This is a genomic window from Pedobacter sp. T50_32 (assembly GCF_057652195.1).
The window spans coordinates 1-16,767 of the sequence record NZ_JBYFBY010000009.1 but is presented as its reverse complement, the minus strand read 5'-3'; the positions used below and the strand labels follow the sequence as shown (position 1 = coordinate 16,767).

General features: G+C 36.6%; 15 protein-coding genes and 1 pseudogene. 10 read left to right on the top strand and 6 right to left on the bottom strand.

Annotation, left to right across the window (positions count from 1 at the left end; translation table 11 throughout):
• Positions 1–84 precede the first annotated feature (84 nt).
• Positions 85–2,814 carry a MobF family relaxase gene (gene mobF, locus AC23ME_RS19560; RefSeq protein WP_487729431.1) on the top strand — a complete coding sequence of 910 codons (2,730 nt, stop codon included), beginning with the start codon at positions 85–87 and terminating at the stop codon, positions 2,812–2,814.
• Positions 2,798–3,181: a hypothetical protein gene (locus AC23ME_RS19555; protein WP_487729430.1), complete on the top strand. Its 384-nt coding sequence runs from the start codon at positions 2,798–2,800 to the stop codon at positions 3,179–3,181. The genes mobF and AC23ME_RS19555 overlap by 17 nt, the downstream gene beginning before the upstream one ends.
• 43 nt (positions 3,182–3,224) lie before the next feature.
• On the opposite strand, the gene AC23ME_RS19550 is transcribed toward AC23ME_RS19555, so the two are convergent.
• From AC23ME_RS19550 to AC23ME_RS19540, 3 genes are all read right to left on the bottom strand, one after another.
• Entirely contained in the window at positions 3,225–4,115 is an 891-nt protein-coding gene (locus tag AC23ME_RS19550) for an ArdC family protein (RefSeq protein WP_487729429.1), read from the bottom strand.
• A gap of 223 nt (positions 4,116–4,338) precedes the next feature.
• Positions 4,339–5,265: a toprim domain-containing protein gene (locus AC23ME_RS19545; protein WP_487729428.1), complete on the bottom strand. Its 927-nt coding sequence runs from the start codon at positions 5,263–5,265 to the stop codon at positions 4,339–4,341.
• A 48-nt stretch (positions 5,266–5,313) separates the two neighbouring features.
• The gene (locus AC23ME_RS19540) at positions 5,314–5,622 is read right to left on the bottom strand and encodes a helix-turn-helix domain-containing protein (protein WP_487729427.1); all 309 of its coding nucleotides are present in this window, start codon (positions 5,620–5,622) and stop codon (positions 5,314–5,316) included.
• A gap of 317 nt (positions 5,623–5,939) precedes the next feature.
• Here AC23ME_RS19540 and AC23ME_RS19535 point away from each other — a divergent pair, with 317 nt between their 5' ends.
• From AC23ME_RS19535 to AC23ME_RS19525, 3 genes are all read left to right on the top strand, one after another.
• Positions 5,940–6,164, top strand: coding sequence for a hypothetical protein (locus tag AC23ME_RS19535; RefSeq protein ID WP_487729426.1), 225 nt, complete (start codon positions 5,940–5,942; stop codon positions 6,162–6,164).
• A 1-nt stretch (position 6,165) separates the two neighbouring features.
• Positions 6,166–7,248, top strand: coding sequence for a hypothetical protein (locus AC23ME_RS19530; protein WP_487729425.1), 1,083 nt, complete (start codon positions 6,166–6,168; stop codon positions 7,246–7,248).
• Positions 7,249–7,642: 394 nt separating this feature from the next.
• Positions 7,643–8,827 carry a tyrosine-type recombinase/integrase gene (locus AC23ME_RS19525; RefSeq protein WP_487729424.1) on the top strand — a complete coding sequence of 395 codons (1,185 nt, stop codon included), beginning with the start codon at positions 7,643–7,645 and terminating at the stop codon, positions 8,825–8,827.
• A gap of 41 nt (positions 8,828–8,868) precedes the next feature.
• On the opposite strand, the gene AC23ME_RS19520 is transcribed toward AC23ME_RS19525, so the two are convergent.
• Entirely contained in the window at positions 8,869–9,072 is a 204-nt protein-coding gene (locus AC23ME_RS19520) for a helix-turn-helix transcriptional regulator (RefSeq protein WP_487729423.1), read from the bottom strand.
• A 472-nt stretch (positions 9,073–9,544) separates the two neighbouring features.
• Between AC23ME_RS19520 and AC23ME_RS19515 the strand changes: the two genes are divergently transcribed.
• Positions 9,545–10,993, top strand: coding sequence for an IS1595 family transposase (locus tag AC23ME_RS19515; RefSeq protein WP_228455817.1), 1,449 nt, complete (start codon positions 9,545–9,547; stop codon positions 10,991–10,993).
• Positions 10,990–11,493: a trimethoprim-resistant dihydrofolate reductase DfrA49 gene (locus AC23ME_RS19510; RefSeq protein WP_038694170.1), complete on the top strand. Its 504-nt coding sequence runs from the start codon at positions 10,990–10,992 to the stop codon at positions 11,491–11,493. The genes AC23ME_RS19515 and AC23ME_RS19510 overlap by 4 nt, the downstream gene beginning before the upstream one ends.
• Before the next feature lie 203 nt (positions 11,494–11,696).
• On the opposite strand, the gene catB is transcribed toward AC23ME_RS19510, so the two are convergent.
• Both catB and ere(D) read right to left on the bottom strand, forming a co-directional pair.
• On the bottom strand, positions 11,697–12,326 hold the full coding sequence (catB, locus tag AC23ME_RS19505) for a type B chloramphenicol O-acetyltransferase (protein ID WP_010256763.1): 630 nt from the start codon (positions 12,324–12,326) through the stop codon (positions 11,697–11,699).
• Between the two features lie 395 nt (positions 12,327–12,721).
• Complete coding sequence (ere(D), locus tag AC23ME_RS19500; protein WP_015345560.1) at positions 12,722–13,948, bottom strand: EreD family erythromycin esterase; 1,227 nt, start codon at positions 13,946–13,948, stop codon at positions 12,722–12,724.
• Between the two features lie 358 nt (positions 13,949–14,306).
• On the opposite strand from ere(D), the gene tet(X) reads away from it, so the two are divergent.
• The 3 genes and pseudogenes from tet(X) to AC23ME_RS19485 form a co-directional block, all read left to right on the top strand.
• Complete coding sequence (gene tet(X) / locus AC23ME_RS19495; RefSeq protein WP_005783159.1) at positions 14,307–15,473, top strand: tetracycline-inactivating monooxygenase Tet(X); 1,167 nt, start codon at positions 14,307–14,309, stop codon at positions 15,471–15,473.
• 192 nt (positions 15,474–15,665) lie between these two features.
• Complete coding sequence (locus AC23ME_RS19490; RefSeq protein WP_050427871.1) at positions 15,666–16,265, top strand: exonuclease domain-containing protein; 600 nt, start codon at positions 15,666–15,668, stop codon at positions 16,263–16,265.
• A 19-nt stretch (positions 16,266–16,284) separates the two neighbouring features.
• A pseudogene (locus tag AC23ME_RS19485) lies at positions 16,285–16,767 on the top strand (IS1595-like element ISBbi1 family transposase); the annotation flags it as partial.

Below are 16,767 nucleotides of genomic sequence, written 5' to 3'. Positions count from 1 at the left end.
TCCAATTTACAAAGTCCATTATTTGACATTAACGAAATTGGAATTACTACAAGATTGACAAGTTTATAATCTAAAGTCTTTGTCATGATAAGAATGATACAAAGCACATCGTCAGCTCATGCAAAAGACTATTTCTCGGATGCTCTTTCTAGAGCAGACTATTACATAGATGGGCAAGAGCAAAACGGCAATATCAACGGCAAGCTTGCTTCCCGTCTTGGTCTGTCAAATGAGAATATAAAAGAAGTTTTCTATTCACTGGCCGACAACATTAACCCTGTTACAGGGCAACAGCTTACCCCACGTTCTAAACAAGATAGAACCGTGGGGTACGATATTAATTTTCATTGTCCTAAATCCGTATCAATCATTCATGTTTTATCAAAAGATGATGAAATACAGAAAGCATTTGAGGCGAGTGTTCAAGAAACAATGCGTGAAATAGAAGCCGATGCGATGACAAGGGTTCGCATGGGTGGCAAAAACGAAAACAGAAAAACGAACGAATTAATATGGGCTGATTTCACACATCATACTGCCCGTCCAGTTGACGGACACACGCCAGATCCGCACCTACATTCTCATTGCTACGTATTCAATGTTACGTATGATAAAGTTGAAAACAAATTTAAGGCAGCTCAATTTCGAGATATCAATAGAGATATGCCCTATTATCAAAGTAGGTTTCATAAACGACTATCTGACAAACTAATAGACCTTGGGTATAATGTAAGGCGTACAGACAAATCTTTTGAATTGGCTGGCGTTCCTGAAAATGTAATTAAACACTTTTCAAAGCGTACTGACGAGATTGGTCGTATTGCTTCTGAAAAGGGTATTACAAATGCTGAAGAGCTAAGTGAGTTGGGAGCGAGAACTCGCTCAAAAAAACAAAATGGTCTTTCTATGGCTGATTTAAAGGCTGATTGGAAAAGGCAAATTGCTGAAATTGGAGAGAATAAGACAAACGAAAGTGAAGACTTGCGTTTCAGCAAAGACAAAATTATCAATGCTATCCCTGCTTCAAAGTGTATAGATTTTTCAATTCAACACACTTTTGAAAGAGCATCTGTAATGGATGATAGGCGTTTGCTTGAAAAAGCATATCGTCACGGCATTGGTGATAACAATCTTGCTCTTGATAGAATTACGGATGAATTCTACAAAGACCAAAGGCTAATTCGTATCAATGAACATGGGCGTTCAGTAAGCACAACGAAAGCAGTTCTTGTTGAAGAGCAAGAGATGGTCAAACTTGCCCGTCAAGGATTAGGGAAACATAAGCCATTGTATTATGAAGCCCCTCAAATCAATTTAACAGGGCAACAATACGAGGCTGTCAGAGATGTTCTTACCAATAGAAATTTAGTATCTATTGTAAAAGGTGCGGCAGGCTCTGGCAAAACCACATTGCTAAAGGAAACCGATAGACACATCAAAAGTCTTAATAAAGAAATGTTTGTTTTAGCCCCCACCGCCGAAGCATCAAGAGGTGTTTTAGTGAATGAAGGATTTAAGAATGCTGAAACTGTAGCTTCTTTTCTACTAAATAAAAATCTACAAGACAAAGCCATAGAGCAAGTAATATGGGTTGACGAAGCAGGTCTATTGGGTACACAGGACACTTTAAACTTAATCAGAATCGCCAAAAAGAATAACTCTAAAATTATTTTTGGCGGTGATACAAAACAGCACGCTTCTGTTGTAAGGGGTGATGCGCTGCGTATCTTAAACACTGTTGGCAACATTAGAGTTTCAGAAGTAAACAGAATTTACCGACAGAAAAATGAGGTTTATAAATCCGCTGTGGAAAGCCTATCCAAAGGCGATATTGGTACAGCTTTTGTTAAACTGAACGACATGGGCGCAATCAAAACGGTTGAGCCTAAAAATCCAAATTCCGAATTAGTCAATGACTATGTAACAGCCGTTAAAAAAGGAAAGAGTGCTATAGTAATCTCTCCTACACATGCACAAGGCGAATCGGTTACCAACGACATACGAAAAAAATTAAGAGAGAATGGATTACTAGGCAAAACGGAAGTTAAGGCTAGAAAGCTTACTAATGCTAATTTCACTGAAGCTGAAAAATCAGATTACAGAAACTATAATCCTGGGCAGTACATTCAATTCAACCAGAATTTAAGAAACATTAAAAAGGGCAGTCAATGGAAAATTGATGAGGTCAACGAAGGAAACATTCTTATCTCAAATAATCATGGCATAAAAATGCCTCTACCTCATGATATGACTAAATATTATGAGGTATTTGAACAATCCGAATTATCACTTTCCAAAGGAGACAAGGTAAGAATTACCAAAATATGTTACGACAATGAAAATAAACGACTAAACAATGGGCAATCTTTACAGGTGCTATCAGTAAAGAATAAAAACCTTTTGATAATGAGGAATGAGATTAGTGGCAATGTCTATACCGTGAATAAAGATTTTGGACATATCGCCCATGCTCATTGCATTACCTCTTATGCTTCACAAGGAAAAACGGTTGATGAAGTATTTATTTCACAGCCCTCTTCCACTTTTCCTGCAACAGACGCCAAACAAATGTATGTATCAGTATCACGAGGCAGAGAAGCTACGAATATCTATACGGACGACAAAGAGGCGTTATTGGAATATGCCTCTATGCTTAATGAAAGACGCTCCGCAATGGAACTGTTAAATAAGCAAGACCAACAAGGAATACAGATTAACAGGATTAAACAAGAACAATCGAAGGATTATCCATCGAGTAGCCAGAGTATCAACAAGGACAATATAAATCCATTAGGATATGAACCAGAGAGATAAACGAATTTCAATCAAAGAAATGAATGAGGAGCTTACTAATCCGAATAAAAAGGAGAACGTCATTTACACTTACGATACCGATGCCACCGTTAGAAGCCTTACATTTACTTCACTAAATGATGACAGACAGACGTTTTACTATCACAATTTAATTACACATAGATATTTTTCAGAAGAAGATGCTCTGCAACTCTCATTTACGTCTGGCATTTTTGAATTAAAAGGCACAAACCTTATTCAACTAGACAAACTTATATCAAAGTATGTAGTTCGGGAAATAGTCATTATAGAGGAAAGATACATTCAAGCTAATGGGCTTGAAGATTCTGATATTATAATTATATCCTTTAAAGAAGTCGGTGTTTAAACGACAAAAACGAAACGCCCTAGAGAAATCTAGGGCGTTTCGTTTAGAGCTGTAATTCTTCTAAGTAATTAACAGCTTTACTAGCTTCACTCGATGCACTGAAAATAAAAGTCTTGTTGTCTTTAAGTGCTTCAAGCCAACTAGCTATATAGCTTGCATGATTTGGCATTTCAGCTTTTACCAAGTCAAATTTGCTACAAAGGAAAGCAGAACCTAATTCGGCAACCAATTCCTCGTAAGCATACTCTTTATCTCCGAATTTCTTGCCTTTGATGCGATTTAATCGCTGTGGCGCACCTGTTGCATGAACTATTTCGTGAAACCTAGTGGCATGAAAGCCCTCTTTCGCTGTACAGTTAGGTGTATCTATGAAACGCTCCTTTACGGGCATGTAAATTTTATCGTCTGTGCGGTGGTAAAATGCCCCTTTATGGTGAAATACAAATTCTATCCCTGTATTGTCTACAAATTTTTCAATAGCGTCATCATTATCAAATAATGGCTCGGCTGGAAGTTCTTCTTCTACAGGTGCAATATAGCTCTCCAATTGCTGTTTATTGAATACCGTTGTCGGCTTTACAAATGGGATTACATCGATTTCACCATCCTCTTTTTCCTTTTTGATTACATCGTAATATACAATTCGAGTGCCTTTTTCGCCTTTCTTGACCTGTTCACCCTTAGAAAGCCATTGCTGATAACTGCCCCATTCATTGGTCGTAAATTCTTGTGTGATTGCCGAACACCAAAGCATAAGAATATTAATCCCCCTGTATCTATTTCCGGTAACGGAATTAAGAGGAAGCTTTAGCAAACCATCTTTTCTATCTTTCCAAGGTTGATGCCAAGGCACTGTTCCCTTTTCTAATTGAGCGATAATAATATCGGTAATTTCTTTGTGGATATCTGTTTTTGGGGCATTAGGTTTTTTCATTTTTAGACCTCATAGATGGTGTAGTGGTAACATGAAATAAAAAGCCGAACGGCAAATGACCAAACCAACTTTAATTTTGGCTGGGCGGGGAAACCCAGAATGGGTGGCGAAAATTACTGTTGTGACGGGAATGTGTTCGGTAATGATTGAATGTTGAAACCGATACACATTGTATGGGCGTAACTGCAGCTAAACCTTGCCGCCACAATTCAGTATTATTTATCTATGGAGTTGGTTTTCGCATATGATATGCGTTTACATCATTATACGATGGATAGAGGTGTCGCATCGATCGGTGGGTTAGATTTTCTTCGGACTTACAGATTTCTTCGATACGCTGCTCAGCAAGTTCGCCAGCTTTATCGTTATCCATCCAAGAATAAATAACCTGATAGCCATAGCCTTTGATGTAGGGATATGCTCGTTCAATGAGGCTTGTTGAATTAAGAATAATGTTGTCATTCTCAATAGGCTTACCATTTAGTTTTGTGACTACCGTTAAAAAATCGAACATTCCCTCAAAGATGTTGATGCCTTTAGGCTTTGGTGTATTGCCACGAATAAAAGAGATTTCCTTTTTTCCTACACAACCTTTGAAAAACGAGTTTCTTATTTCATAGCCCTTTTCCTCGTTCTTTAAGCCCAAAGCAATTATTTCCTTTTGGGTTGCCTTATTAATTACCCGAACCTCTTTCAGATACTTGTGGGCAACGGTTAAAGAAATGCCCCTGCTCACAAGATAATTATTTAGACCAAAAAAAGTGACATTGTTGACGCTCTTAAGTTCCAACTTGCTTTCTTCTGGGGTCAGTTCGGAAAATGTAACAGGCTTCTGAGATGCGTGTCTGTCGCCTAACATATTTTTTAGCCAACGTAGAGCATCTGCGATGGTATCCGCTTCATTGGTCGCCTTAAGATAGGCTGTTACGAAACCAATGCTATCGCCTCCCTCACCAGAACCGAAGTCATACCAGACATTTTTTGCATGATTTACATGGAAGCTTGGTGTCTTTTCTCCCCTAAGAGGGGATAAGTACCAACTATCTTTTGTATCACTTTTATGAGGTTTATAATTTAGAATATCCAGAATTTCGGACATGGGAATGCACTTCGCTTTTTCAATATTCATAGCGTCTCCAATAGATTTCAATTTTTAGGAATTGAGGCAAATGCCTCGAGGCTAGTCGAAGTGGGTTTGTTACTGTTGTGCTAACTTGTCAACGTCACAACGAGGCTTATTGGTAGCCTGTTCTTTGATGGTCTTCACAGTTTGTGAGAGTGCAAATTTATCTAGGTCAGAACGCCTGTAGCGAACAGTACGACCGATTTTAATAGGATTTAACTGGTATCGTTTTGTACAATCCCAGACTGCTAATGTATCAGGCGAAAACCCTCCAAGATATTTTGCCGCTTCTTTTCTGCATAGCAGTCGGTCATCGTCTTTTGTGACTTTGCTTGTCATTACTACTCCATACTTATTTATTTTGATTTTTAGAATATACTCCATCCGAGAGTTCGGTGGAGGGGTTTAATACGGTAAATACACTATGTGAGTCAACCAAAATCAGTTTACATTAATGAGCAATAATGTCATTTTCTTAGTTATAGCCAGTTAACTTAATTATCTTTCATAATAATAGAGCAATTGGCTTATTAAGTTAGTCTCTAATAAATTTTTTAGCAATAATTTGAACGTTCAAATTATTGGAATGATTTAATTTGCTAGCAATCTTAAAGTATTAATTCTTACCATGTATGGTATTAAAATTTGATAATTTTAATTTACTTTACAGGAACTTATATAATCTCTAACATTGATGAATTATGAATGCTAACGATTTGAAGAGGAAAGTGAAAATGGGTGATTTATTACGTGCTCATGAAGCATTGGTAAAAGAAGGAGAAAATCATCCCGAACCAAGCGTGTTAGTCTCTTTTGCAGTTAACAAGAATTCACTCGATAAAGAGACACTTTCAAAGTGGGAAAACCATATTGACGAGTGTGAAAGATGTAAATCTACAATAGCGAATCTTACCTTAAATAAATAATATGAATTATCAATTATTTCACATTGGCACTCTGCCATGTGGATTAGGGCTGCTGTCTATTCTTTCTTATTCTGGAAGGTTCTATTTTAATATTATTAATTCTTCCGAGGTTTTTAATTCGACACATCAACATTACAAAACCAAATTAGTGAAGTATTTGAATTTTTCGATTTCACCCGAAATAGGTACTATTTATAAAGATATTCTTATTAAAAATTACTTTCAAAGTTTTGATGATGAAAGAATGCAAGAGGAATTTTCTAAAAAAAAAATAATTTTCATTTCTACCGATATTACTTTAAAAAATTACGATAAAAATCTCTCGCATATTCATAATATACTAAAGAAAAGGGAAGCATCTAATCTTAAAACTGTTTTGTTATTGATTGGATATTCGGAAGTTGTTGCAAGATTTATGCGCTCTCTCAAAAGTTTAGACAAAGAACATGAAAAAAACAAACAGACCTATTTTGTCAGTTGCAATACAAATGCAATTTTTAGCTATCCAGAATATTGTTACGATAGGTGTATCATAAATGTTAACGATGAGGCATATGCTTATTTTGATATTGAACAATCAGGTGATAAGAAAACATTAAAGCTTATACAGGAAGCTCTATCTATTGTTAAAAAGACTTCTTTCGCAACACCAATTGAAAATTTAGAAACGATATTGCTAAAGCCAAATTATTTCTTTAGACTTTTCTTATCAATCCTTTGTTATAAGGTCGGGGAAATTTTTCTCAAAGATTATTTAAAATATAAGAGTTCTAGATTAATTGCCTATGAGATTTCAAAGGAAATTCAATTACTTTTTGGTTTGCCAATTAAAAGCCAAATATTCGTTGATAGAGAACTTTCGTTGATAAGACAGTTTGGAGGCTCTATTTTAGCAATTCTGCCTTGGGTTACCAACAAAGAGCTTATGCTAAATTTCAATTATAATATATATTGCGATATTGAACCTATGATATCTGATTATACTCATGACAACAAAAACGTTGAGGTTCTGACTTGGATTCCAAAAGCTTTGGAAATAATGAAAGCTTTTGACAAAGAATATAAAAAGAATCGCAAGAGATAAATTCTAAAGAGCTTAAAGTATTGCCGACTAAGTTATTGACGGATTCGAACTTGTTAAGCATAATATTAAATGTCTAATAACGTATTGCTCTGTCTAAATTTCACCAAGGATAGATAGGGGAAACGGATTTTAGGAAAATAATTTATATGTTTATTTTCAATTGGATGTGGAGAAAGTTAGTCTGACTTCCTGTCCGCCAGTTTTTTTTAATCGACATTATTTGTCATTAATGAAACAATTGAAATTAAAGGTTATTTCCCTATTCCGTGTATGTTCTTGGACAACCTCGTCCAACCGAATCTAACGATTTTGGGGATATTTTGGGGAAACGAAACTCCCCCGAAATTAACCGTTTCCCCAAAGGTTAAGATTCCTACTAAAAAGGAATAAACCTATGGCTCTTTCCGACTTAGCCTGCCGCCAAGCCCAATCAAAAGACAAATATTACAAAATGCCTGATACAGGGGGGCTATTTCTTGAAGTCCGTCCCACTGGTAACAAGATATGGCGTATAAAATATCGCTTCCAAGACTCGGAACGAACGATTACGTATGGGAATTATCCTATTGTTAGCCTTGTCGAAGCTCGGGAATACAGAGACAGCATAAAGGCAAAGATTATTCGTGGCATCGATCCGCTAATTGAACAAGAAGAGAAACGTAGCCTTGCCCGTTATAAGAATGCCCAAACATTCCAGTTAGTGGCTGAACAATGGCACAATAGATACCTGCCGACATGGAATCCAAATTATGCGAAAGAAATACTCAATAGGTTAAATGCGAATGTATTTCCCTGTTTTGGTAAAAAGCCAATATCAGATGTTACGATAGCAGACATCTTAAATTGCCTAGAAAAAATTGAAGAACGTAAAGCCTACGATTTAACAAAAAGGGTATTGCGCCTTATTGGACAAATTATGCGTTATGGAGTGCAAACTTCACGTTGCACAAGAGATATTACCCCCGACTTAAAAGGTGCGCTTATCAAGCATAATTCGGGGCATTACGCATCTATTGAAACAAAGGATATTAAAAAGCTTGTTAAAGACATCTACATGGGGGATGCAAGGTTTTTCAGACAAACCAGATATGCCTTAAAATTAATCTTGTTGACCTTTGTAAGAACAAAGGAACTATTAAATGCAACTTGGGATGAATTTGATTTTGACAATAAAATTTGGACAATTCCTGCTGAAAGAATGAAAATGAAGAAAACTCATTTAGTACCACTTTCAAAGCAAACTTTGGCAATCCTTTTGGAGATGAAAGAGCATTACGGACATCAAAACTACATCCTGCCTAGCGTGCATTTTCCTAAACAACCTCTTAGCGATAACACGATTTTAAAAGCGTTAGATAATCTTGGTTACAAATATAAAATGACTGGTCATGGATTTAGGTCTTTAGCTATGAGCTGTATAAAGGAAAACTTTGATTACCGTCACGAAGTGATTGATAGGCAATTGGCTCATGTGCCTAAAAACAGTATCGATAAAGCTTATGACAGGGCAAAGTTCCTTCCACAGAGAACTTTAATGATGCAAGATTGGTCTGATTTCATAGATAAACAGCTAGCATAAAAAGAAACGGGCTAGTAAATCCTAGCCCGTTTCTTCCTAATCTATCTTCTTTTTTCAATGCTCATTAGCATCGCCTTTATTTCGCTAATCTTCCAACCCGTAATGTTAGGGGCTAATTTATATGGCTTGGGGAACTTTCCACTTTTACAACCATTCCACCACGTAGACTTGCTTACTGGAAAGAGAGTTAAAACTGTATTCAACCTAACGAAACCTTCATTTTCTGAAATTGCACTTGTATCCATCTGCCCTCCACTATTTTTGAGATTTAACATCTAGCACCTTCAATTCTTTAAAAGTCAGAAAAAGAAAGTCATTAATGAAGGATAACACGACGTCATAAATTAAGTTGCTTAAGCATTATGTTTTTTTCTAAAATACTTCGACTCAATAAACGTTAAAATGGTTTTTCTAAAATCCTTGTCAAATGCGGCATCTTAATTTGAAAGTAACTTGCTAATTAAAAAATCTAAAGTTTCTTTATGCCTCTCTGTTGCAATACATTTTTTTAATTTTTTTACAACATTGCTAGCGTTTTCTCTAAAAAATTTTATTTCTAATCCTAGCCTTTAATTTATAAGCATTGTAAAGAAAAAATGTAATTTTTTCTTTACAATGAAAAATATTTTTATGTTTGTGTTAAATAATTAAAAAATTCTGATTCTCCGCAAACACACCTAATATTTTTAGTATATTAGCGCTCAAAAAGCAGGGATTATGAACATATTCAGTTTTACGGCTCATTTCGGTTCGGAGGAAGATTGTCGTTTGCATTTCAAGGAGCAGCGTGATAAGGAAGGGGTTGTCTGCAAGCGATGCGGGGGCACTTCCCATTATTGGTTACAGGGTAAATGGAGTTATGAATGCAAAGGTTGCCGTTTCCGCACCTCGTTGCGCAGCGGTACGAACATGGAGAGCTCCAAGCTGCCGTTTCTGGTGTGGTACAAAACGATGTTCCTGATGAGTTGCACAAAAAAGGGATTCTCCACCAACGAACTCCAGAAGCAATTAGGATTGAAGCGTTACGAACCGGTATGGGCGATGGTACACAAACTCCGCAGGGCGATGGGCAACCGGGATGCAAGGTATACACTGGAAGGGATGATAGAACTGGATGAGGGTTACTTTTCGGTGGCCAGTAAGGAAATCGAGCGAGGCAAGGGTACACGTGGCCGGGGAGCCGAGGGAAAGCAGAACGTTGCGGTGATGGCCGAAAGCACCCCGTTGGAAGATATCGAAACGGGCAAAAAGGAGAAGCATGTGCGTTATTTCAAGGCCAGGGTACTGGATAGCCATCAAAGTGAAGGAACCAACGGGTTGTCGGTTGCTGCACCATTGATCATCAACTATATTGATAGCGCAATGATGTTGGCTGATTTTAAAAAAGCACGCGACTTGAAACCAGATGCGATCATTTGTACCATGCATTGGGGAACTGAATACCAAAGCTTGCCCAACAGTTATCAGAAAAAATGGGAAAAGTTTTGTTATGACCAAGGCGCAGATATGGTCATAGGTGGTCATCCTCATGTTTTACAGCCTGTTGAATTGAAAGAAGTTAACGGGAAACAGCGGCTAACAGCTTGGTCACTGGGTAATTTCGTGTCCAATCAGCGGGATCGTTACAAGGATGGCGGTATGATTTTGCGGGCTGATTTGGTAAAAAGTAGCGAGGCAGTCAACATTGAACACGTGACACATACCTTCACTTGGGTTTATCCGCGTCAAGAAGCTGCAGTGAAACCATTTTATATTCTACCGGAGTTTGATTATGGCATCCATCGTCCGGATTTTTTCACCCCTGAGGTACAAACCAAAAGCAACTTGTTTTACACCGATTCAAGAGCACTTTTTCAAAGTCATTCGAAAGGATCTGTTGAATATAAGGTAGATGCTGATTCCACGGTTGTGACTCATTACAAATTGCTTTTGTCAGGGTATTATGCCCAAGAGTATTCAGAAGGGATACTTCGCAATCCAATTAATTTCTCAAAAAAATTCACCCCAACGATCCACAAGGTGGTGGCTCCGGATGGAACCTATCATTGGGTAATTGGTTATTTTCTCACGGAAGAAGAGGCCAGGGGAACACAGGTTCACGATGCAGTAATTCCAAATCCCCGCATGGTGTTCATTTCACCTACAATTTACAAAGTACTTCCATGAAAGTAGCATTGATTGTTGCTGTTGATCAGCAATTCGGTATTGGAAAGAACAATGATTTGATGTGGCATTTGCCTGCAGATATGAAATTTTTCAAAGAAACAACCACGGGACATATTGTGGTTACAGGTAGAAAAAACTACGATTCCATTCCGGAACGTTTTCGGCCGTTGCCCAACCGCGAGAATGCGGTCTTAACACGCAATACCGAATATCATGCTCCTGGAGCAGTTGTTTTTTCTTCCTTGGAATCCTGTTTGGATCATTATAAAAATGAAGTGGAACGAACCGTTTTCATAATTGGAGGCGGACAAATTTACCGAGAAGCTTTAGCGCTTGATTGTGTTCAAGAGATGTTTATTACCCATGTGCAGGGCGAATTTGGTGCAGATACCTTCTTCCCGAAATTCGAAGCTGTCGCTTGGAATGTTGAAACGGTAGCAACCCAAGCAGTGGATGAGAAAAATGCCTATGCGTTTGAAGTGAAAAGGTATTGGAGGTAACGTGATTACTTGATGAGAAATAAGAAATCATTGTCTACCTACTTTCGTTATATTTGATCAAATAAAGAAACAAACCTGCACAAAAACATCAAGTATTATGCTGTTTTGTACAGAAAAGCCGTATCAATAAATAAGTTATGTGTAATTTTAGCCGCAAACGCAGTTAAAACAAAAAGGCTCCGAATTTCGGAACCTTCTTTTTATCATTTCATTTTTCTAAAAAACTTGTACAACAAATCGATTTTATTTGAACAAAGAATTGGCATTGCTTCAAAAAGGGTTTCTTCATCCCATTCCCACCATTTCATTTCCTGCAATTTTTGGATGTCATCATCACTAAATCTCTTTTTTATCAATTTGGCTGGATTTCCCCCTACAATTGAATAAGGTTCAACATCTTTTGTAACCAAAGCACGACTGCCAATAACAGCTCCATCTCCTATCTGAACTCCTGGCATTATCATAGCTTCACTACCAATCCAAACATCATTCCCAACAACTGTATCTCCTGCTTTTTGAAATCCATCTTGGCTTTTACTGAAAACATCAAATTCAGACATATAAAAAAATGGAAAACTGGAAATCCAATCATATTTATGACCTTGATTACCTGCCATTATGAAACTTGCACCGCTCCCTATTGAACAATAAGAACCGATAATTAGTTTATCGACATCATTCCTGTCCGGAAACAGATAACGAGCACAATCGTCAAATGAATGACCGTGATAATAACCAGAATAATAAGAATATTTACCCGAAATTATATTGGGATTAGTTATGTGGTCTTTGATTATTTTTCCTTTAAAAGGACTTTCGAAGTAATTTTTCATTATTTAACATATTTAATTTACAATAAGAGACAATAAGGAAACGAAGAATAATACTAAACTATTCTCTTCCTATACGTTGCGTAAAGTAAATTTGCTAATCTGATAATTTCATCTGACAAAGATACTAAAAAACTACACATAACATCGCATTGGCAAAATGGCGGGTTAAGTTCAAAATTCAACTTTTGTGCTTTTTATTCCGCCGAATGTGTCCCACATTCAGCTTTTTTTTAATAATTTAGCTTCTGTGGAAACACATCGGCTACGTCACTGCTAAATTGAACTTTCGGTTCAATTTATCCGCCACTTCGCCAATGCGTTTCCCGTTATGTGAAAGAATAAAACGGCACCTCCAAAAAAGAAAGTACCGTTTCGAAATCAAATTTACATTATTCTCAATCCACTATTTCTGAAACAGTTGATTTTTCTATTAGGAAAATCCCATCAAAAGAATCTACTATTTCAGTTTTTAGATATATAGAATCAAAACGAATCTTACTACAATTTTTTAATTCCTTACTTTTATTGATTATTAAACAGCATTCTTTTCCTGATAATTCCTGCATAAAAAATTCAACAGAATCCGACTCTGGAGAATCAAGTGGAAATTTATCAACCCTAAAACCAAATTGATAATCATTATCAGGATACAATGCGGCAGTTTCTCCACGTAGATTAGTTATTGCAAATGCTTTGTATTTTTCTCCAAAAGTCATCGAAAGTCTTTGCCCCATTGGATAACAACTAATAAATCCGTCAAAATCGACCGGAGTTTTTTGAATGTGAGCATTGTGGGCAACTAAAATAATCTTTTTACCAAGTGAATTTTTCAAAAACCAATCAATACTTTCTGCCATATACTGGTCTTTTGCTCCCATATCTCCCTCAATTCCCTTTTCAGTAATGAAGCTTTCCATAGCATCAGCATTATAATTCATATAAATCAAGCCTTTAACTTGATGAAGTATCGATTGAAACTCTAAACTTTCCAGTTTTGGTTGAAGAGTGACCAAACGAATGTAAACTTTTAATAGCAATGCTTTTAATTCATTATGTTCAGCTTCATCAAAAAGCGATAAATTTAACGCAAGCTGAGAAGTCGAATAGAAATCAAATTTCTCAGCAAGATTTAAAATCTTCTGTAAGACATCAGAAGAAACGATTGAAAGTCTTTGCAAATAATCAGATACAATACGAAAGTTTGGAAAATAAGAACCTCCATTTTTAGGAATATCCACACCTAAAAAGGTAATTTGATTATTATTGTCTTGATTATACCGACGAAGCCATAGCAAAGTATCTTTAAACTCATTTGGATAATAAAAGTGTGACAGTAACTTATCCAAATCGTCGAATGGAATTTGTGATTTTATCCACTTATCAACTTCTAATCCTTCAGAAAAACCAAACTCAAATGCCAAGGTGTCAAAATCACATTCAGTTACTAAAAACTCAATAACTTGATGCCTGAATGTAAAAAACTCTTTTATGAAATGTGAGTTTTCGCCTAAACCAACAATTGTAGAAGAATCAAAATATTCTCGAAATCGAAAAAGACTTTGTTTTATGGATGTATTATTTTCCGAATTAAACGGAAAAGTTAAGGGTTTTATATTTTTCATTATTACCTTATTTTAAATTAAAAATTAACGTACCAAATAGCAACCGTCTCAAAAAGACGATTTAATAATTTACTTTAATTTTTAATTACCAAGGCTTGCTGAAATACATAAAATGTGAATTATTTGAATACAAAGATACTAAAAATTCCTTCACATAACATCGCATTGGCAAAATGGCAGGTTAAGTGCTAAATTGAAAGTTTCTGCATTTTATTCCGCCGAATGTGTTCCACATTCAGCTTTTTTTAATAATTTAGCTTCTGTGGAAACACATCGGCTACGTCACTGCTAAATTGAACTTTTCGTCCAATTTATCCGCCACTTCGCCAATGCGTTTCCCGTTATGGGCCATTTTTGAATGACAATGCGAATAGATACAGACAAACAAATGAATTTACTTAGTGATAAGAACGTTGCAATAATTGGTGGTGGACCCGTTGGACTGACTATGGCAAAATTATTACAGCAAAACGGCATAGACGTTTCAGTTTACGAAAGAGACAACGACCGAGAGGCAAGAATTTTTGGTGGAACCCTTGACCTACACAAAGGTTCAGGTCAGGAAGCAATGAAAAAAGCGGGATTGTTACAAACTTATTATGACTTAGCCTTACCAATGGGTGTAAATATTGCTGATAAAAAAGGCAATATTTTATCCACAAAAAATGTAAAGCCCGAAAATCGATTTGACAATCCTGAAATAAACAGAAATGACTTAAGGGCTATCTTGTTGAATAGTTTAGAAAACGACACGGTTATTTGGGATAGAAAACTTGTTATGCTTGAACCTGGTAAGAAGAAGTGGACACTAACTTTTGAGAATAAACCGAGTGAAACAGCAGATTTGGTTATTCTTGCCAATGGCGGGATGTCCAAGGTAAGAAAATTTGTTACCGACACGGAAGTTGAAGAAACAGGTACTTTCAATATACAAGCCGATATTCATCAACCAGAGATAAACTGTCCTGGATTTTTTCAGCTATGCAATGGAAACCGGCTAATGGCATCTCACCAAGGTAATTTATTATTTGCTAACCCCAATAATAATGGTGCATTGCATTTTGGAATAAGTTTTAAAACACCTGATGAATGGAAAAACCAAACGCAGGTAGATTTTCAAAACAGAAATAGTGTCGTTGATTTTCTTCTGAAAGAATTTTCCGATTGGGACGAACGCTACAAAGAATTGATTCATACGACGTTGTCATTTGTAGGATTGGCTACACGGATATTTCCTTTAGAAAAGCCTTGGAAAAGCAAGCGCCCATTACCCATAACAATGATTGGGGATGCCGCACATTTGATGCCGCCTTTTGCAGGGCAGGGAGTAAATAGTGGGTTGGTGGATGCCTTGATATTGTCTGATAATCTAGCCGATGGAAAATTTAATAGCATTGAAGAGGCTGTTAAAAATTATGAACAGCAAATGTTTATCTATGGCAAAGAAGCACAAGAAGAATCAACTCAAAACGAAATTGAAATGTTTAAACCCGACTTTACGTTTCAGCAATTGTTAAATGTATAAAATGGAATAAAACGGCACATAACAAACAAATTGGCAATAGAGCCGGTGAAGTACTTCTATTGAACTTTTGTGCAATGTTGAAGATTAGTAATTCTATTCAACATTTGTGCTAAAAGTCGGCTCCATCGCCAATTTGCCAAACGTTATATGCCATATTACACCAAAACTCGTCTGAATTATACAAAATGAACTATGTTTAACTTTTTTAAACCTAAACCAAAAAATCAAATTGAAATGGAAGTTTCGGGAATAAATCCTGAAACAAACAATGAATTTCTATTCTATAATTTTATCGAAAATACACCAAACTATATTCTTGAACCTTGGCTAAAAAAAGCAAAACAAGTTGGTTATAAAGTAAAACCTCAATACGAACAAGCGATTTTGCAAAAATTGAAATTCAATCAATTTAAAAATCCTCATACATTCCCTGAGTACTTTGAAAATAAATTTGATTTTATTGCTATTGACTTTGAGACAGCAAATAACAGTAGATTAAGTGCTTGTGCAATCGGATTATGCTTCGTGAAAAATGACACAATAGTTTATTCGACAAAACACTATATAAATCCACCAAAATCAGAAAAGTTTTTAAAAACTCATACTTCAATACACGGAATTTCATATGAAGATGTAGAATTTTCCCTTAATTTTCAAGAATTATGGGAAGACGAACTTTCTAAATATCTTTCATCTAATTTATTAATTTTTCATAATGCGAGTATGGACTTGAGTGTTTTGAAAAATCTATCTGATTCTCCGCAAACACACCTAATATTTTTAGTATATTAGCGCTCAAAAAGCAGGGATTATGAACATATTCAGTTTTACGGCTCATTTCGGTTCGGAGGAAGATTGTCGTTTGCATTTCAAGGAGCAGCGTGATAAGGAAGGGGTTGTCTGCAAGCGATGCGGGGGCACTTCCCATTATTGGTTACAGGGTAAATGGAGTTATGAATGCAAAGGTTGCCGTTTCCGCACCTCGTTGCGCAGCGGTACGATCATGGAGAGCTCCAAGCTGCCGTTTCTGGTGTGGTACAAAACGATGTTCCTGATGAGTTGCACAAAAAAGGGATTCTCCACCAACGAACTCCAGAAGCAATTAGGATTGAAGCGTTACGAACCGGTATGGGCGATGGTACACAAACTCCGCAGGGCGATGGGCAACCGGGATGCAAGGTATACACTGGAAGGGATGATAGAACTGGATGAGGGTTACTTTTCGGTGGCCAGTAAGGAAATCGAGCGAGGCAAGGGTACACGTGGCCGGGGAGCCGAGGGAAAGCAGAACGTT